15 protein-coding genes are annotated in these 19,004 nt (G+C 51.1%); 6 read left to right on the forward strand and 9 right to left on the reverse strand.

Features of this window, described 5'->3' with window-relative positions; translation table 11 throughout:
- Positions 1-90: 90 nt before the first annotated feature.
- From pmrB to eptA, 3 genes are read right to left on the reverse strand one after another with little or no spacing between them, the layout of a single operon-like run.
- Positions 91-1,194 carry a two-component system sensor histidine kinase PmrB gene (gene pmrB, locus HA49_RS03695; protein ID WP_038020590.1) on the reverse strand — a complete coding sequence of 368 codons (1,104 nt, stop codon included), beginning with the start codon at positions 1,192-1,194 and terminating at the stop codon, positions 91-93.
- 29 nt (positions 1,195-1,223) lie between these two features.
- Positions 1,224-1,880, reverse strand: coding sequence for a two-component system response regulator PmrA (gene pmrA / locus HA49_RS03700; RefSeq protein ID WP_038020591.1), 657 nt, complete (start codon positions 1,878-1,880; stop codon positions 1,224-1,226).
- A complete protein-coding gene (eptA, locus tag HA49_RS03705) occupies positions 1,877-3,514 on the reverse strand; it encodes a phosphoethanolamine transferase EptA (protein WP_038020592.1) in 1,638 nt (545 codons plus the stop codon). Before eptA ends, pmrA begins: the two co-directional genes overlap by 4 nt.
- A 224-nt stretch (positions 3,515-3,738) precedes the next feature.
- Here eptA and HA49_RS03710 point away from each other — a divergent pair, with 224 nt between their 5' ends.
- Complete coding sequence (locus HA49_RS03710) at positions 3,739-4,236, forward strand: very short patch repair endonuclease (RefSeq protein WP_038020593.1); 498 nt, start codon at positions 3,739-3,741, stop codon at positions 4,234-4,236.
- Positions 4,237-4,258: 22 nt separating this feature from the next.
- On the opposite strand, the gene HA49_RS03715 is transcribed toward HA49_RS03710, so the two are convergent.
- On the reverse strand, positions 4,259-5,734 hold the full coding sequence (locus HA49_RS03715; RefSeq protein WP_038020594.1) for a catalase: 1,476 nt from the start codon (positions 5,732-5,734) through the stop codon (positions 4,259-4,261).
- 235 nt (positions 5,735-5,969) lie between these two features.
- Between HA49_RS03715 and HA49_RS03720 the strand changes: the two genes are divergently transcribed.
- The 3 genes from HA49_RS03720 to HA49_RS03730 all read left to right on the forward strand — a co-directional run bounded on the left by HA49_RS03720 (position 5,970) and on the right by HA49_RS03730 (position 8,902).
- Positions 5,970-7,202 (forward strand): MFS transporter, encoded by a 1,233-nt coding sequence (locus HA49_RS03720; protein ID WP_046791662.1) that lies wholly within the window; start codon positions 5,970-5,972, stop codon positions 7,200-7,202.
- Positions 7,203-7,297: 95 nt separating this feature from the next.
- Positions 7,298-7,921: a flavin reductase family protein gene (locus tag HA49_RS03725; protein WP_038020595.1), complete on the forward strand. Its 624-nt coding sequence runs from the start codon at positions 7,298-7,300 to the stop codon at positions 7,919-7,921.
- Positions 7,922-8,065: 144 nt separating this feature from the next.
- On the forward strand, positions 8,066-8,902 hold the full coding sequence (locus HA49_RS03730) for an aldo/keto reductase (protein WP_038020596.1): 837 nt from the start codon (positions 8,066-8,068) through the stop codon (positions 8,900-8,902).
- A gap of 160 nt (positions 8,903-9,062) precedes the next feature.
- On the opposite strand, the gene mqo is transcribed toward HA49_RS03730, so the two are convergent.
- The gene (gene mqo, locus HA49_RS03735) at positions 9,063-10,709 is read right to left on the reverse strand and encodes a malate dehydrogenase (quinone) (RefSeq protein WP_038020597.1); all 1,647 of its coding nucleotides are present in this window, start codon (positions 10,707-10,709) and stop codon (positions 9,063-9,065) included.
- Positions 10,710-11,081: 372 nt separating this feature from the next.
- Between mqo and HA49_RS03740 the strand changes: the two genes are divergently transcribed.
- Positions 11,082-11,999 (forward strand): bestrophin family protein, encoded by a 918-nt coding sequence (locus tag HA49_RS03740; protein WP_038020598.1) that lies wholly within the window; start codon positions 11,082-11,084, stop codon positions 11,997-11,999.
- 93 nt (positions 12,000-12,092) lie between these two features.
- Here the strand turns inward: HA49_RS03740 and HA49_RS03745 are convergent, their stop codons facing one another.
- Positions 12,093-13,307 carry an MFS transporter gene (locus tag HA49_RS03745; RefSeq protein WP_038020599.1) on the reverse strand — a complete coding sequence of 405 codons (1,215 nt, stop codon included), beginning with the start codon at positions 13,305-13,307 and terminating at the stop codon, positions 12,093-12,095.
- Positions 13,308-13,928: 621 nt separating this feature from the next.
- Here HA49_RS03745 and HA49_RS03750 point away from each other — a divergent pair.
- Positions 13,929-15,284 carry a carbohydrate porin gene (locus tag HA49_RS03750; protein WP_156994539.1) on the forward strand — a complete coding sequence of 452 codons (1,356 nt, stop codon included), beginning with the start codon at positions 13,929-13,931 and terminating at the stop codon, positions 15,282-15,284.
- 46 nt (positions 15,285-15,330) lie between these two features.
- Here the strand turns inward: HA49_RS03750 and fhuB are convergent, their stop codons facing one another.
- The 3 genes from fhuB to HA49_RS03765 are packed head-to-tail and all read right to left on the reverse strand — an operon-like array spanning position 15,331 to position 19,004.
- Entirely contained in the window at positions 15,331-17,292 is a 1,962-nt protein-coding gene (gene fhuB / locus HA49_RS03755) for a Fe(3+)-hydroxamate ABC transporter permease FhuB (RefSeq protein WP_038020600.1), read from the reverse strand.
- Positions 17,285-18,214, reverse strand: coding sequence for a Fe(3+)-hydroxamate ABC transporter substrate-binding protein FhuD (fhuD, locus tag HA49_RS03760; protein ID WP_038020601.1), 930 nt, complete (start codon positions 18,212-18,214; stop codon positions 17,285-17,287). The genes fhuB and fhuD overlap by 8 nt, the downstream gene beginning before the upstream one ends.
- On the reverse strand, positions 18,204-19,004 hold the full coding sequence (locus tag HA49_RS03765; protein ID WP_038020602.1) for an ATP-binding cassette domain-containing protein: 801 nt from the start codon (positions 19,002-19,004) through the stop codon (positions 18,204-18,206). Before HA49_RS03765 ends, fhuD begins: the two co-directional genes overlap by 11 nt.

Raw genomic sequence — 19,004 nt, forward strand, 5'->3', positions numbered from 1 at the left:
AGCTATTGCTGTTTCTTTTTCTGAATTAAGTGCCACATTGTTGAGTTTGTGTGTTGTGGCGACTTTTCTGGTGGTCTGGTTCAGTAGTTATTAGGTTGTTCTGGTCGCCGGGACTTTAAATCTGACTGTTGCCCGGCATCCTTGTCTGTCGGTGCGGTTAGCCAGATGAAAACTGGCACCATGCAACTGGCAGATACGGGAGACAATACTTAAACCCAGTCCAATACCGCCATATCGGCTGTCCATCCGGCTGAATGCCTTACTCAGTTCACCGGCTTTACTCTCATCAATGCCCGGGCCTTCATCTTCCACCGCCAGTTCAATCTGTGGGCTGCCATCTTCTGCGCTCACCTGTTGAACACTGACCTGTAGTGTCGTATTTTCCGGACTGTACCGGTAAGCATTTTCCACCAGGTTACGTACCACCAGTTGAATCAGGGTTGGGTCGCCTTTCACCGTAAAATCAGCGGGTGGCTCGGGGAGAATCAGTTGCTGGTGACGCAGCTTAATCATAGTCAGCAAGCTGTCACGCAGTGGCTGAGTCACGGCACTGACCAACGGTACCTGCTGATAACTCCCTGCATCGAATGACTGGCCGATACGTGCCAGTTGCAGAAGTTGTGAAACGCTATTAGTCATTTGATCGAGGCGCAGAATCAGAGCAGACATATCAATATGTTGCTGTTTTGCAATCAGTTCCAGATGTAATCGTAGACCGGCCAGTGGGGTGCGCAACTCATGTGCCACATCGGCGGTAAATAACCTCTCTCGCTCCAGGGTAGCGGTCATCCGTTCGACCATCTCATTTATCGAATGAATAACGGCATCTACTTCCAGAATGGCGCTCTGGTACTCAATCGGTTGCAGGTTAAATTCAGTACGTTTTTCCAGATGCCAGCGTAACTCAGTCAGTGGTCGGGTAATACGCTTCACTGCCTGCCAGCACAACAGTAAGGCCACAGAAATCATAATCAGGCTGGGCAGGGCCAGACTGGCAACCGCTTCGTGGATCTCCTTTTCGACATGCGATTGTTCATTCTGATGCTGCAGCACGCCCTTCACCAGCAGGTCAATCTGTTCTTTACTCTCATGCCATAGCCACAGGACACAAATGGCCTGACAAAACAGCAGAATAGCACCGATAGTGATCAGCAGCCGGCGACGCAGTGTGGTAGGTTTAGGATTCTTTTTCAACGTTGCCGGTGCCTCAACAGACAGTGCGGTTATTTAAGTAATGCATAGCCGAAACCACGTACGGTACGGATGCGGGTTTTGCCGATTTTATCGCGCAGATTATGGATGTGCACTTCCAGTGTGTTGGTGGACGGCTCATTGTCCCAGTTATAAATATCGTTATACAGGATTTCACGGTGCACCGGGCTGCCGGCTTTCATCATCAGTCTGGCCAGCAAAGCATACTCTTTGGGGGTCAGTTCCAGTAATTCCCCCCCGCGAAACACCTGGCGATGTGTAGTATCCAACGAAAGATCCCCCACCGTCAGCAGGTTAATACTTTGGTTATTATGCCGACGGATCAATGCCCGGATACGGGCGTTTAGCTCTTCCAGGGCAAAAGGCTTGATCAGATAATCGTCAGCACCGCTGTCCAGCCCGATAATCCGGTCACTCAGGGTATCCCTGGCTGTCAGAATAAGCACCGGCAGACTGACCTTCTGGCGACGCAGCCTCAGCAGCAGGTGAATGCCATCTTCATCCGGCAGGCCAAGGTCGAGTATGACCAGACTGTACTGAGACGCTTTCAGGCTCTGTTCCGCTTCGCGCGCACTGGTCACACCATCACAGGTGTACCCCTCGTCGTGCATTGCAATGATCAGCCCCTGCAACAATAAAGCATCATCTTCGACAATCAGTATTTTCATTGGCTGCTCCTGCAGGGCTGTAATAAATCATCTGACGGGTGATATTGCGTGGTCTCCACACCAAACAAACCCAGTAACGTGGAAAACAGATTATCCTGGGAATAGTGCTGGCTCTGGCTCAGTTTCTCCATACAGGTCTGACTGATATGATAACGCTGCTGATAATCCGGTGATAACCATAACAACATGGGTACATGGGTCTGCTGGGCAGGGGCGATAGCATAGGGCATACCATGTAGCCAGGCGCCATTCTCGCCAAGCGATTCGCCATGGTCAGACAGATAGACCAGGCTGGTGGTGAATTTATCCTGATGTGATTGTAGGAGTTTAATCGCCTTATCAACAATATAGTCGACGTACAGTATCGTGTTGTCGTAGGTATTGACCAGTTGTTCACGGGAACAGCTCTGAATCTGATTGGTCTGGCAGTCAGGAACGTATTTTCTGAACTGTGGGGGATACCGGTTATAATAGGTCGGTCCGTGGCTGCCAATGGTATGTAGCACAATCATCCCGTCACCCTGTAAATGGCTGATGTAATCTTCAATCTGGTGGAACAGCACTTCATCGTAACATTCACCTTCAATACACTGACCCGGCAAGTTCAGGGCTGTCATATCCTGATGCGGCAGACGGTCACAGGCGCCTTTACATCCACCGTCATTATCATTCCACAGCACCTGGACACCGGCACGGTGCAGAATATCCAGCACGCCTTCCTGATGGCTGGCCAGTTCATCGTCATACTTAATCCGCGGCATATTTGAAAACATGCAGGGCACAGACACTGCGGTCGAGGTGCCACAGGAAGAAGTATGAGGATAGTAAATGACCTGGTCCTGGCTCAGCCGTGGATTCGTGTCGCGGTTATAGCCGGACAATGAGAAATCCTGTGCTCTTGAGGTTTCACCCAGCACCATAATGGTCAGATTCGGTTTACCCTGACGCATCAACGGGGTCTGGTGTGCATCCTCACCAATATGTACCAGCGGCAGATGTGCCAGCCGCTGATGTTTATACCAGGACAGCATTGCCACAATGGTATTAGAAGGGCTGAGGCTTTTCACCAGTTCTTTATTGTTACGGAACAGCGAAGCATAATCCTTATAGAAAAACGTCGCGACCAGTACGATACAGGCCACACTGATAATAATGCTTAGCGCGCGTTTCCCCAGACTTCGCCACACCGATTTTTCCGGGCGAAATTTTATCCACCAGGCAAGGATCACCGGCGGAACAATGGTTAACAGCAGTGTGATAACCATTTGCGGGGTCAACAACGCCATGCTTTCCGACGCCGTGGTATCCTGCATATTCACTATCATCGAGCGATCTAACACAATGGCGTAGTGAATAATAAAGTATTGTGCTGCTGCACTGACCATCACAAACAGGGAAGCCAGCAGGCGGCTTAACCAGAGAAAGGATGACAGGCTGAGCAGTATGTTAATAACACTGAAGGCCACCAGCGGCATAGACAGGAAAAATAGTCCGTGAGACAGCGAGTCAAATGGGACGAGTTTCCAGGCCTGCCGGTAATAGGCAATATTCAGGCACAGGCTGATATAAGCCGCGAACAGCAATACAAAGCTTAAACGACTCAGTTGCGGTCGTTTGAACAGAGAATAGGACATCGATTCACCAGACAGGATTATTTTCGCCGTATTGTGAAAGATGAAGATTAGGAAAACCTTAAGTAACTTAATATTACAGGCCACTCTTAATCGCTAAGCTGTTGATTTATTCTATTTCGGAACAGTTGCCGGGATTAAGAGGCTTAAGCTTTTAGCTGTTTCGAGTTTTCAGCCCCGTGACCTTGTTACAGGGCGCCGTCAGATTGCAGACCCGGAGAGTCATCATGGCCGATGTTCACGATTCCGCCACCCGTAGCAAAAATATGCGTGCCATACGTCCGCAGGGGACCCGCATAGAAAAGCAACTGTTGCAGTTGCTGCAGTCGCTGGGGATTGCGGTAACTCAACAGGTCAGGGAACTGCCAGGTCGTCCGGATTTTGTACTACCAGACAGAAAAAAAATCATATTTACCCATGGTTGTTTCTGGCACCGCCACCACTGTGGTTTATATAAACTACCGGCGACCCGCAGCGAATTCTGGCGGAATAAAATTGGTCGCAACGTGGTGCGTGATCAGCAGAATCTGATGAAATTACACCAGCAGGGATGGACGGTACTGCTTATCTGGGAGTGTGCCATGAAGGGAAAAAACCGGCTCAGCGAAACGCAACTCAGTGAACGGGTTGAAGAGTGGGTTTGTGTCTCGGAGTCTTCAGCAGAAATTGGTGAACAGGGTATTCGCTTACTGGATATTGGGACGATTCCCCCGGCCGGAGATTGATGGTCGGCCGGAGGGTGACGGTCTATTTTTTACCAGAGGCCCGTGCTGCCGTTACCTTCGCGGCAATCTTGTCACCTGTTTCGCTGTCAATATTACGCCAGTAGTCAAATGCCCGTGACAGCACCGGTTCTTCGACGCCATTAAGCAGATGTCCGCTGACGTTATCGACCAGACGCTGCCGGGCCGCATCATCCATGACCTGATTAATCAGAGTATTGGCCTGGCCCACATCATCATCTTCTGCATGCAGCCTGTAAGGCTGGTGTACCAGGTCACCACTGGCATGCCATGATGAGTCGGTAGGGTAGTTATCACCATCCGCCTTTGGGCCACCTTTGGAGTTAGGAGCATAGACCGGATCGCTCACCGGAGTCATCCGCATCGCACCATCTTTGCTGTAGCTGTGTACCGGTGATTGTGGAGCATTGACCGGGATTTGCTTATAGTTTACGCCCAGTCTGGCACGATGAGCATCCGCATAGGCAAATACCCGACCGAGCAACATTTTATCCGGGCTCAGCCCGATGCCTGGCACCAGATTATTCGGTTCAAAGGCCGCCTGTTCAATCTGTGCGTGGTTATCGGTCGGATTGCGGTCCAGGGTCAGGGTACCCACTTTAATCAGCGGATAATCGGTATGTGGCCAGACTTTGGTCAGGTCGAAAGGATTAAACCGGTAATTTTCGGCCTCAGCAAACGGCATGATTTGCATATACAGCGTCCATTGCGGGTATTCGCCTTGTTTAATGGCATTGAACAGATCACGGACATGGAAATCGCCATCCGCCCCGGCTAGCTGATCGGCTTGCTGCTGAGTTAGAAACTCTACGCCCTGGTGGGTTTTAAAGTGATACTTCACCCAGAATTTCTCGCCGGCCGCATTCACCCACATATAGGTATGGCTGGAATAGCCATTCATATGACGCCAGCTTTTAGGGATACCACGGTCACCCATCAGCCAGGTCACCTGGTGTGACGATTCAGGAGATAACGTCCAGAAGTCCCACTGCATTTCATTATCACGCAGGTTATTATCAGCACGACGTTTTTGGGAGCGGATGAAATGCTGAAACTTCATCGGGTCGCGAATAAAGAAAACCGGGGTATTGTTTCCCACTAAATCGTAATTACCTTCAGTGGTATAAAATTTAATGGCAAACCCGCGTGGGTCTCGCCAGGTGTCGGGGCTGCCACGTTCACCGGCCACGGTAGAAAACCGCATCACTACATCGGTTTTGACACCAGGCTGGAACAGTGCAGCACGGGTATACTGGCTGACATCTTCGGTGACCTGAAAGGTACCAAATGCGCCGCTGCCTTTGGCGTGGGGCTGGCGTTCCGGAATTCGTTCCCGGTTAAAATTCGCCATCTGTTCAATCAGATAATGGTCGTGCAATACCAGCGGACCGTCCGGACCGACCGATAAAGAGTGCTCATCACTGGCTACAGGGATCCCAGCGTCGGTAGTTGTTATTTTAGGTTTATTATCATTGCTCATGCTGCTTCTCCATAATTATTCCAGGGTTATCAGACACCGTCTAAGCATAGCTGAAATGCCCGGTTAGTCAGGAAATTATGAAAAAAAACACGGTAATAAGATCCCGGTAGCTGGGTTTTCGCCAATTTGTGCGGTGACAGAATAAATTATGCGGCTCTGTTATTTAGTTTATATGAATGGATGCGTTATTCTTGCCTGCTAATAATAATCCTGCATATTAATCTGGAGTTTTGCTATGGACTCTTCCTCCGGAGAGCCTTCGTCACGTATTTTTCATCATCATGGTTTCCGCTGTTATTTAGTGGCGCAAACCTGTTCGACACTCAGTTTTCAGATTATCTCTCTGGCCGTCAGTTGGCAGCTCTATGCCATGACCCACAGTGCTTTTATGCTGGGGATGATTGGACTGATGCAGTTTGTCCCGTCGGTGTTACTGGCACTCCCGGCCGGCCATCTGGCCGACCAGTACAACCGTAAGACGCTTATCATCGGTGGTCAGACGGTGGAGTTGTTGTCGGTTGTGGGTCTGGCTTTACTGCCGTTGTATGCGCCCGGCAGCACCACATTATTACTGACACTGGTGTTCCTGTTCTCACTGGCCCGTGCTTTCGAAAGCCCGTCGATGACGTCATTATTGCCTGCGCTGTTACCTGCGGGATTATTGCCAAAGGGAATGGCCACCACCCAGGTCTTTCGTGAAGCCATGGTGATTGCGGGCCCAATGGCCGGGGGAATACTGTACGTCATCTCTCCGTTGGCAGCTTACGGTACTGCGGCAGTGGCCTATGTCATTTCACTACTGTTTATCCGGAACCTGCGTTATGAACGTGAGGCTGTGAAAGCCCTGCCGATGACGTTTAAAAACCTGTTTGCCGGACTGGATTTCATATTTAAACGCAAAGATGTGCTGGGTGTGATTTCTTTAGATTTGTTCGCGGTGTTATTAGGTGGCGTTACGGCATTACTTCCCATTTTTGCCCATGATGTGCTGCATACCGGAGCCTGGGGCCTGGGCGCCTTACGCGCCGCGCCGTCTGTGGGGGCATTGATCACCGGTATCTGGATCAGCCGTACCAGTTTTCAGAAACATACCGGGATGATCATGTTTGGCTGCGTTGCTGGTTTTGGTCTGGCTACCCTGGTTTTCGCCTTATCCCATAATGTGGTGTTATCACTACTGGCGCTGGTGGCGTTAGGCGGCTTCGATATGGTCAGCATGGTGATTCGTGGTGCGATGGTGCAACTGGATACCCCGGATGAAATGCGGGGCAGGGTCAATGCAGTGAACTCTGTGTTTATCAATACTTCCAATCAGCTTGGCGAGTTTGAGACCGGAGTCATGGCCAGTGCCATTGGTGCGGTCCCGGCATCAGTACTGGGGGGGATAGGTACTATTGTGGTCGTGGGATTATGGATGGTGATGTTTCCGCAACTACGCCGCCGTCAGAAGCTGGCAGAAACCCGGTAATATAGCATTGACGGTTCACAGTGCACAGAGACGGGTCTCACTGCACTTTGCTCATTATTTTCACTGTTTTCGGATAACTCAAATAGGAGTAGTCGATGTCCACCGATCGTTATACCTACCAGCCCCGACAGGGCCACGGACTTCCGCACGACCCACTGAATGCCATTATCGGCCCCCGGCCGATTGGCTGGATCAGCTCACACGACGGGCAGGGTAATCATAATCTTGCACCTTACAGCTTTTTTAACTGCTTTAATTACACGCCTCCGTTGATTGGCTTCTCAAGTACCGGCTGGAAAGACAGTGTCGCCAATATTGATAAGACCGGTGAATTTGTCTGGAACCTGGCCACCCGGCCATTGGCTGAAGCGATGAACGCCAGCTCGGCACCTTTGCCGGCAGACAAGGATGAGTTTCGCTTTGCGGGGCTGAACACACTCCCCTCCCAACAGGTGTCTGCATTGCGGGTCGCGGAGAGTCCGGTGCATTTTGAATGCCGGTTAACGCAGTGTCTACGGTTGCAGGACGCGGGGGGCAATGCACTGCAAACCTGGCTGGTGCTCGGGGAAGTCGTGCAGGTGCATATCGACAGACAACTGCTTGACGAAGGCATTTACCAGACCAGTCGCGCACAGCCAATCCTTCGTGCCGGCGGGCCATCGGCCTATTACGGGATCAGCGATGAACAGCGTTTCGATCTGTTCCGTCCCACGTTATAAAACCCGGCCATTGCGTGGTTGCAGATGCACAGCAGGGTGCAATGACAGGTGGCTGTCACTGGAAATTTATCCCGTCAGGCACTATACATGATCATTCAGACATTCACTCAATTGCTGATCCCGCGATCAGCCCGGGAGTAAACGATGAAGAGCCTGAAAATTGACGGTCAAACCCTGCCAGCCATCGGTATGGGAAGCTGGCGTTTGGGACAAGGACGATATCCGGAAGCGGAGGAGGTCGCCGCGCTCAACTACGGTCTGTCACACGGACTGAAGGTGATTGATACCGCAGAAATGTACGGCGATGGCGATTCAGAAATTCTGATCGGTAAGGCGTTAAAAAACCAGCGTGAAAAGGCATGGCTGGTTTCTAAAGTCTACCCCTGGAATGCTTCGGTCTCAGGAATGAAGGCGGCCTGCGAGCAGAGTTTACAACGATTACAGACGGATTATCTCGACCTCTACCTGTTGCACTGGGCTTCTGAATATCCACTGGAAGAAATCGTCGATGGATTTCAGCAACTACAACAACAGGGCAAAATCAAGGCATGGGGTGTTTCTAATTTTGATACCCGCGCCATGAAACAACTCTGGCAGACGCCGGGAGGACAAGAGTGCTGCGTTAACCAGATTTTCTATAATCCTCAGGCCCGTGGCACTGAGTTTTCTCTATTACCCTGGTGTGCAGAGCACGGGGTGGCAGTGATGGCGTATTCGCCCCTCGGTGGTCATGAAGGTGGCTTACTCAATCATCCTTTAATCAGCCAACTGGCGAATAAGTACCAGTGTGGCCCTTCGGCTGTTGTGCTGAGCTGGGCCATCCGGGATGGCAATGTCCTGGCTATTCCTGAATCCGGTTCCGAAAATCATATCGCCGCGAACCTGGAAGCTCTGACTCTCGAACTCAGTGATGAGGACCTGTTGGAGATAGACAAACATTTTGCGCCGCCAGCACGTGAACAGCCATTAGAGATCCGCTAACCTGATCCGCTTATTGGTGGCGGTGAGCACAAATGCAGTCGTGAGGATACAGACACTGACCGAACGAGATTATCGGTAAACCGGTCATTGGATTACGCTAAGCACACAGCCTCCCCGGGTCGTCGGGGAGGCTGTGTGTAGTACTTAACCCGTCTGTGTTTTATAGCGCTAAATCCTGCTGAGGCGTGGACTGACGAGCCGGAGTGCTCTCTGGCGCTGTGACTTGTGCTGCTGGCATCACTATGACCGGAGGTTTGGTGAGTTGCAGAGCCTGGGCTGTTTCATCCCACACCTGCTGTGTAAGCTGTACATTACCGTTTAATTTCTGTCCATAGGTTGGCACCAGACCGCGAATTTTTTGCTGCCATTGAGGCGTTTTAATCTGCTCACTGAAGAGTTTTTCGATAACATTCAGCGTGATCGGCGCTGCGGTAGAGGCTCCCGGAGAGGCTCCCAGTAATGCCGCGATGGTTTTTTGCTGGTCGGTCACCACTTCGGTCCCCAGTTTCAGAACGCCACCTTTCTGCGGATCTTTTTTGACGATCTGTACGCGCTGTCCGGCCTGCCACAGATGCCAGTCTGCTTGTTGGGCTTGCGGATAATACTCTTTTAATGCCGCAAACCTGTCTTCATCAGACAGCATCACCTGACCTATCAGATATTTCACCAGGTCAAAATTATCGATACCCACATGGGCCATCGGCAGGAAGTTATGGGTGGTGGTGGCACTCAGCAGATCAAACAAAGAGCCATTTTTCAGGTATTTGGTCGAGAAGGTCGCGAAGGGGCCAAACAGCACCACTTTCTTTCCGTCAAGGTGACGAATATCAATATGCGGAACTGACATCGGAGGCGCACCGACCGATGCCTGTCCATAGACTTTCACGGCATGGTGTTCGGTAACCTCTGGGTTTTCCGTGACCAGGAAAGAGCCCCCCACCGGGAAACCCCCATAGTTTTCTGCTTCCGGAATACCGGTTTCCTGTAGCAGCTTCAGCGCCGCACCGCCGGCTCCGATAAAGACATAACGGGCATCGATTTCATGACTGGTGTGATTTTTCAAATCATTCACCGTCACATGCCAGCTGTTATCCGGATTACGGCTGAATGCAGTTACTTCGGTGGACAGTTCAAGACGGAATCCTGGTCGGGTTTTCAGCGAGGAGACCAGCTGACGGGTAATTTCACCGTAATTCACATCCGTACCCAGTGGTGTCCAGGTAGCCGCGACTTTTTGCGACGGAGAGCGGCCTTCAATCACCAGCGGGGCCCACTGTTTGATCTGATTCTGATCGGTCGAAAATTTCATGCCCTGGAACAGGGTGCTGGTTTGCAGTGCCTGATAGCGTTTGGTCAGGTATTCCACATTCGCATCACCCCAGACAAAACTCATGTGGGGTGCAGAATTGATAAAAGAGTGGGGGTTGTTCAGCGTTCCTTGTCTGACCAGTGAAGACCAGAACTGGCGAGAGATCATAAATGATTCATTGATCTCCAGGGCTTTACTGATATCAATAGAACCATCGGCACGCTGCGGCGTATAGTTAAGCTCCATATTCGCAGAGTGGCCCGTACCGGCGTTGTTCCAGCCATTTGATGACTCTTCGGCAACACCGTCCAGCCTTTCCACCATGATCTGTTTCCAGTCTGGCTGGAGTTCATTCAGCCATGTGCCCAGAGAGGCACTCATAATTCCTCCACCAATCAGTAACACATCGGTTTTTTCGCTGGCCGCGCTGACACTCTGGCTAACAGTGGTCAGGGTAAGCAGGGAGAGGCTGAAAGCTATTTTTTTTGAAAAAGTCATATTACGCCTGGTCATTGTGAAAAACTGGCCGGAAGTGTAACGGAAATTGTGTCTATATGTGAATTAATTTATCTGTTTATTTTAATTTATATATGTACATAAATTGAATGATTTCTTTTCATGTTGTTGATTTTAATGTTTTTAATTAATGTTGATTATAAGGGGGCATATTGATATTGCGAACCAGTCGCGGAATTAATGACCAAATGTTACAAACATCCTGATGGGATTTTCATGGTAATCTCGCGGATGTGAAAGTGAAACTGAGCAGGGGACAGGGAAATTTTAGCCTGGTCAGATGGGCTGTTTGCGCCTAATCACATCAGATTTATTGTATAATCCTCAAGATTATATACCTGACACAAAATCATCATGATTATCCGTAAACCTCAGCACTGGTTTCTTCGCCTGTTCGACTGGCATGGTTCAGTCCTGCCTAAAATTTCTTTTCAACTGACACTAAATATCATGATGTCAGTGATAGCACTGCTCAGCCTGCCCTGGTACGAAACCCTGAATGTCAGGCTGACGACCGCGCCTTTTAGCCTGCTCGGGGTATCGATTGCGGTATTTCTTGGCTTCCGGAATAACGCCAGCTATTCACGCTTCCTGGAGGCCCGGCTGTTATGGGGAACCTTACTGATTCATAACAGAATTTTACTTCGCCAGTTGCACTCTGTACTGCCAAAAAATTCTCCGGAATTGATGACCTTTGCCAGATTACTTACCGCATTTGCCTATGCCTTAAAACATCAGTTAAGAGAAAGCGGTTCTGATGAGGATTTACTGCGTTTACTTCCGGAAGAATATCGCCAGCAGGTGATGACCAGTCCGTTTCGCGCTAACCGCATATTGCTGGTGATCGGGATGTTTCTTGGCGACTTACGTCGCCAGGGCGCTATCTCAGATATTGTTTTTAGCGAAATAGATCAGGCTTTTCGTCAGTTAGAAATTATTCTCGGCGGCTGCGAACGGTTGGCAAACACCCCCATACCTTTTGCCTATACCCTGATCCTGCACCGGACGGTATACCTGTTTTGTTCTCTGCTTCCGTTTGCGCTGATTACCGAATTACACTATCTGACTATCCTGGTCTCGGCATTTATTTCTTATACCTTCCTGTCGCTGGAAGCGTTAGCAGAAGAGCTTGAGCATCCGTTTGGTACTGAATCTAACCAGTTGCCGCTGGACGCGATGTGTATTGTCATTGAACGACATATGCTGGAGATGAATAATCAGTCGCCGTTGCCAGAACTGTGGTTGCCAGACAGTAAATTTAATCTCACCTGAGGGTACGAAATTAACGGAGATTGCAGAGCGGGCAATTCAGCCTGAGAGATTCAGTCAATGGCGGCCTTCTGGCCGCCAGCAAACGGATGCCATTTACTCCGGTGAAATCAATTTACCGGCCTGCTGAGCAGAACGAAACGTGATGCTCAGATAAATCAGGTTGATCAATATGACCACTGCCGAAGCCAGGAACACCCAGCGCATCCCCAGGGCTGCGGAGGTGACCGACCCCAGCAAGGGGCCGGTGACATTCCCCAGATTCATAAACGACTGGTTGTAACCAAAAACCCGCCCAGAGACTTCCCGCGATGAGTAGGTCAGCAGCAGTGACTGAATCGCCGGGAACATAGCCCCGTCAGCAAATCCCAGCAAAAAGCGCAGTATCGAGAACTGCGGTACGCTGCTCACCAGTGACATTAGCGTCAGTAAAATAATAAACATCACAAAGGCGACCGAAATAATACGTTTCGGTCCGATTCTGTCACTCATTCTGCCCCAGACGGGGGCGGATATCAGGGCAGACATGCCGGGTAGCGCGGCAATAAAACCACTGATAAAGGCAATATTATTGCTGTCAGGGGAAAGTTGATGAACATATAAATAGAGGATAGGGTTGACCGAGCCATTACATAACTGAACCACCAGGGTACAGAATAACAGACACAGGATAATCCTTGCGGAAGGGACTGTTTTCCAGACCGAGACCGGTTTGCTGCGTTGTGCATTTTGTGTAACGACGCGCGGCTCTTCTTTAATAAAAGCGATAGTGACCAGGGTTGCCAGCACCAGTAACGAGGTTGTCACGTGAAATACCGGCCGTAATCCGACGTGATCCGCCAGGTACCCGCCCAGCAAGGGGCCACCCAGAAATCCACTGATTTGCGCGGTAGACAAAATACTTAGCGCCCAGCCACTTTTTCCTTTGGGGACCTGAGTGGCAATCAGCGCCATGGCGTTAGGAATATACCCTGAAGCCAGTCCCATCAGCCCACGTAATACCAGTAACTGCCAGGCATGAGTGACCATTCCCTGGAAAAAAATCGCAATCGCCATTCCGACAGCGGCCCGAATCAGCATCAGTTTCCGACCTTTACTGTCTGCCAGGCGGCCCCACATGGGCGACACAATGGCAGAGACCAGGAAAGTAATACTAAACGTCATCCCGGACCAGAGTGTCAGACTGGCAGTATCATAACTTCCTAACTGAGAAATATAGAGCGGAAGGAAAGGTAAAATCTGGCTGGTACCCAGACCTGTAATAAAACATCCCAGCCAGAGGGAAAACAGGTTCTTTTTCCAGGAAATCATAAGCAACAAAGGCGTCTGTTCAGCTGTCGGAGGCGAAAGTATACGCCAGCTATGCAATAATTGGCAGTGAGAAGCCCGACTAAGCTATTGAAATTCAGAGACTGAGAGACAAATTAGCATTTTTTAGCCGTGACCTGTATGGCAACGGTTATCCTTTTCCCTGAATAACCCCATATTCTCTGATAATCATCAGTGTTATTACGCGGTGATGTTATTGCCGGACCTGCCGAATAACTGTTGTGGTTAAACACCCTGTTATCCCACAACAACACAGAATTAAAATCCCTGAGAGAGATTATCCTGAAATACTCTGATTTATATTCCGAAGGGATATGACCCTCGTCACAATAATAATTTACACCTTGAAAATCAGGTTTTCAGCGGCCGGTCGGATGGTAAAGTGACAGGGAAGTTTCCGGCAGGTTATTCCGGAGAATCAGCAAGATATCAGTGAAACAGATGAGTTTTATTGTCGATGAGGCATCGACGAAGACATCCTCTGCTGTTCTTGCTATGAGAAGGCAGCGAGGTTCTGATAAATGAAACCATTAATTGACTGTTGCTGATTTATTTATTCCGCACTCGCGGAGTTAAGGACTCTGTTAATTTCAGGATGAGATTATGAATATCATTAATAAGCAAGGATACCTCCGGCCATTATCAGCCGCGATGATATTATGTATGTATACTGCTACGGGGTATGCTGAGGAGTGGGATGGTACCGCGCTGGGGTTTGAAGCCCCTCAGCAGGGGCTGATGGGCAATATGCTGGGGCTGCGCCCCGATTTAAAAGACGCCGGGTTTAACTTCAACCTTGGCTATCTTAGCCAGGCGGCGACCAATATTGGCGGAGGATATAACCACGATAGCAAAGTGGCCTATATTGACCAGTTCGCACTGACCTTTTCACAGGATCTGCAACAGCTCACCGGCATTCCCGATGCCATGATTGAAGGAAATATTGTTAACCGTAACCATAACAGTAATCTGACGGTAGATCGGTTACAAAATCCCGGCTTACCAATTAATGATCTGGCGCAGGAGAGCTGGGGAGGGCAATCAATCACCCGCCTGGGCTGGCTGACATTCTCACGAAGCTTCTTCGACCAGCAATTGTACTGGCGGGTAGGGATGATGAATAAGGTTCAGACCTTTGATCAGTCCATTCCCTGTGATTTTCAGATGCTGACACAGTGTGGCGGAAAGTCAGCGAATGCGATGTTATGGAACAACTGGAATGTGCACAGTTGGGGAACTACCCTGGCATGGCGCGTCAACCCGGAACTGACACTCAAAGGGGGGGTGATGGAGCAGAATCCCCAGGTCGCTGAGCGTAACCATGCCTGGAGTTGGTCTACACGTGGCAGCCGTGGCGCACTGTTTCCACTGGAAGCTGAACTGAAGACTACGCTTAACCAGTTACCAGGTGTCTATAATGTCGGTGTGTTGCTGACCAATGCCAGTCAGCAGCATTTATCACGCGGAAAATCACAACCGGATGGCAGCACCGATCCCGCGGGTTACCGTCGCTACTCCTCAACCGGATTTATCTGGGCTTCAGCCAATCAGCAGGTCACGCGGCATCAGGACGATGCACAGCGCGGCATGAGTCTCTCCTGGAGTGGCAGCCTCTCTGATCACCGTAGTAACCGTGTACAACTGAGTACCGCGGTATCAATGCGCTATCGGGGGATGTTTGACGCACGTCCGGAAGACTGGCTCGGGATAGGGGTGAGCTACATTAAAATGAGCCGTTATGCCAGTGAACAGTTGCAGTTTGCCGCACCGCAGGGCGGAATGTCAGGGCAGCCAATTGCCGATCTGAGCCATTCGGTGAACGCCGAAATCTATTACCGGATTCGCGCGGCATCCTGGCTGGAACTGCAACCGGACCTGCAGTACTGGCATAATCCTGGTGGAGATCGTAATACTCAGGATGGCTGGGTAGCGGGTTTGAAAACCGTGGTAACCTTCTGAACAATCACCGCCCGTGGGTAACGGGCGGTTTACCCTCAACTACTTTTTACGATACTTTTTTCCGACACAACAACCAGACAAATACCGGTGTTCCCAACAGCACCGCCATGACCCCCGCGGGAATCTGAAACGGCCAGATAATCAGCCTTCCCAGCGTATCTGCCGTCATCATCAATACCGCGCCTGTCAAGGCGGTCACGGGTAATGCTACCGCAACATGCCTGACCCCCATCTGACGTGTCACCTGAGGCGCCAGTAAACCAATAAAGCTCATCGGTCCCAACAACAGAGTGGCACAGGCGCTCAATACTGCACAGAATACCAACAGCACGCCGGTGACCGGGCGCATTGCCAACCCGAGGGAAGACGCCACCTGGCTTCCCAGAGGCAGCAGCGTCAGCCAACGACTAAACAGCAGGGACAGTGGCAGGGTGATAAGGGTGATCAACAGCCCACTCATCGCCATCACCGGAGTCGCTCCCCACGCAGAACCCGACAGCCAGCTGATAATCTGGCTGGCATTGGGCGCGCCACTGGCCAGTAACAGGCTAATGACTGCGGCCGCCAGTGCGCTCAGGGCCGTTCCGGCCAACAGAATACGCGAAGATGAGGAGTAACCTCCGAAGGCAAAAAAGATGATGATGATGAGGCTCAGCAAAGCCCCCGCCAACGCTGCCGGGAAAATCCCAATACTGCCGGTAGCCGGGAAAAAAATCAGCATTAATACTACCCCACAAGCCGCACCACTATTGACTCCCAGAACTTCGGGGCTGGCCAGCGGGTTGGCGGTCAAACGCTGCAAAATAACGCCACCCATCGCCAGCAAGGCGCCACAACTACCGGCGACGACAGCGCGCGGCCAGCGGAATGCCAAAGGATCATGCCAGTTCAGTAGCAGGCCATCAGCATTGCGGGTGATGCTAACAGCCAGCAAGGTCGTGAGAACTAATAACAGCCCGGTCAGAGCGTACTTTTTCCCTGTCATCATGACGGTATGGCGAAGCGCGGGCCGTAAGTCCGGAGCGTAAATAAACCGGGCTTTAGCAATAATAAACAACATCAGTGGAATACCGCCGATAGCTGTAATATTACCGGCGGTAAACTGATAACCCGCGTACTGGCTGAGTACCGATAGCTGATCGCAGGCCAGCAGGACCATTGCCCCAAACAGCATCACCAGCAGCATATGGCTGATAAAACGTTGGTGTGGCAGCAGTCGACAAATTTGCGGTGCAAACAGCCCGATAAAACCAATAATTCCCACCTGACTGACCGTCCAGCCTGAGACCAGAGTAACCAGCAATAGCCCTGCCAGCCGGATACGCTGGCTGCGCCCCCCCAGGCTATTAACCATGGTATCGGACAGTCGCAACAGATTAAGCGATCTGGAAAACAGCAGGGTCAGTAGTACAACCAGCAGCAATACAGGCGCCAGTAACCGGGCAACTGACCAGTCATTCTGGGACAGATTTCCGCTACTCCAGATAAACAGGTTCTGCAATTGTTCATGCCGGAATAAGGCAATGCCATTCTGCAGAGCGGAACAGAACAAGCCGATAATCAGCCCTGTCAGCAGCAAGGTCAGCGGCGATAAGCGCCGTTGGCTGCTCAACACAAAAATAATTAAAGCGCTGACCATCGCTCCCGTCAGGGATAACCCTTGGCTCAGCATAACACTGCTGCCCGACAGTGTGGCGAGGGTCAAGCCTAACTGCGCCCCGGACGCAATGCCCAGTGTGGCAGGTTCTGCCAGTGGGTTTTTTAACAGCAACTGACATAGCCAGCCTGCCAGACCGAGGGCGGCTCCGGCCAGCAACGCGACAGCAATACGAGGCAGAAAACTGTAGTGGAACAACAGCATACTTTGCAGAGAAAGGTTATGCGCCTCAGCCGGTGTCAGAGACTGTCCGTGGCCCGGGAAAAAGTAGTGCAGGGTGTTAACACCCAGTAACAGGCTGATCATGACAATCAGCAACATAATAATCGGGACTACCGTAGATTTACGCATGCCACTCCCTGGATACCTGTGTCAGTATTCCGGCAAAGCGCTGTGCTGAGTAGAGGCTGCCATACAGCCATACCGGCTCAACCAGCCAGCGTCGGTGATTCTGATTAAACGGCATTTGTTGCCAGAGAGGTGACCCGGACAAGCTATCCAGCAATGGCTGATCATTATGTGAGAACTGCAGAACATAATCAGCATCGCAGGTCAGTAACTGTTCTATCCCGATAATCACGCTGCCCCAGATACTGGTGGCTCCCTGCCAGGCACAGTGCAGACCCAACTGTTGCAGCACTTCGCCAAACAGACTGTCCGGAGTTAACACCAGGGCCTGACGTGACGACATCAGAGTAAACATCAGTATTTTTTTACCGGCAAAAGGTTGCAGTTGCTGGCGGTACCCTGCCTGCTGTTGTGCATAATCTGACAAATATTGCCGGGCCTCGGTGTCACGACCCAGCCGGGACGCCAGTTGCAGTATATTGTCGGTAGCAACACTCAGTAGTGATTTCCCCGGCACGGCAAACGAGTATTGCCATACCGGCGCAATCTGTTCTAAGCGCGACACAGACAGTGGCGAGTGTTCAGGAAGGATCAGTAAATCCGGTGCCAGGCTGGCCAGTAGCTCAAGGTTAGGCTCGGTACGCAGACCCAGTTCAGTCACCGCCGGCGGAATGGCCGGTTTGGAAACCCAGTTGTTGTAACCGGTAATATCGCTGACCGCGACAGGAGTCAGACCCAGCGCATACAGCGTTTCCACGGCAGACCACTCCAGAGCCACTGCGCGTGGCAGGCGTTGTTCGCCTGACTGACCGGCACGGGCGAATTCGGGCAGACCCGCTGCGGCCAGCAACAGGGCGGATTTGGCAAGGATCTCCCGGCGGCTGTATTCACCTGACAACAGAGAGTGATTAAGACTATCGGACATAACTTAACAGATCTCCGCTGTCCGGATGATGAATCACACCCATCGGCACACTATAAATCTGTTCCAGCCGTTGTTCGGTCATCAGTTCGGCCGCACTACCCTGGAAGATCTTTTCACCCTGTTTCAGGGCCACAAACTCGTCACAAAACCGCGCCGCCATATTGATATCATGCAGTACCATAATCACGGTTAACTGCCGTTGGCGGCACAACTGCTGAATCACCGACAACACCTCTTTTTGATGAGCGATATCCAGAGCAGAGGTCGGTTCATCCAGTAATAAGCAATGGCTGCCCTGAACCACGCACATCGCAATCCATGCCCTCTGACGTTCCCCGCCAGAGAGGTTCTCCACCAGATGATCGGCGGCCCAACTCAGATCAACACTGGCAATCGCCTGGTCAACAGATTGCCGGTCATGGTCACTCATTTTGCCGAGTGCACCATGCCAGGCGTAACGGCCCAACGCCACCAGTTCTGTCACTGTCATTCCTTCGGCAACGGGCAGGGTTTGTGGCAGGTAAGCTACCTGGCGGGCAAATTCTCTGGAACCCCACTCAGAAAGTGGTTTGCCGTTCCATTGTACGGTACCGGAAAACCCCGGGTTTTGCCGGCTCAGAAGCTTTATCAGTGTGGATTTTCCGGAACCGTTATGACCTATTAATCCGGTTATTCTGTGCGGGGTAAACTCTATGGACAAGGGTTTGAGCAACTGGCGGTTATCAATACTCACCTGCGCCTGCCTCAGGCTAAAGGTTGCTGCCGCAGCAGCAGTTTGCTGGTTATTCAC

The sequence above is a fragment of the Tatumella morbirosei genome (assembly GCF_000757425.2).
Classification (GTDB): domain Bacteria; phylum Pseudomonadota; class Gammaproteobacteria; order Enterobacterales; family Enterobacteriaceae; genus Tatumella; species Tatumella morbirosei.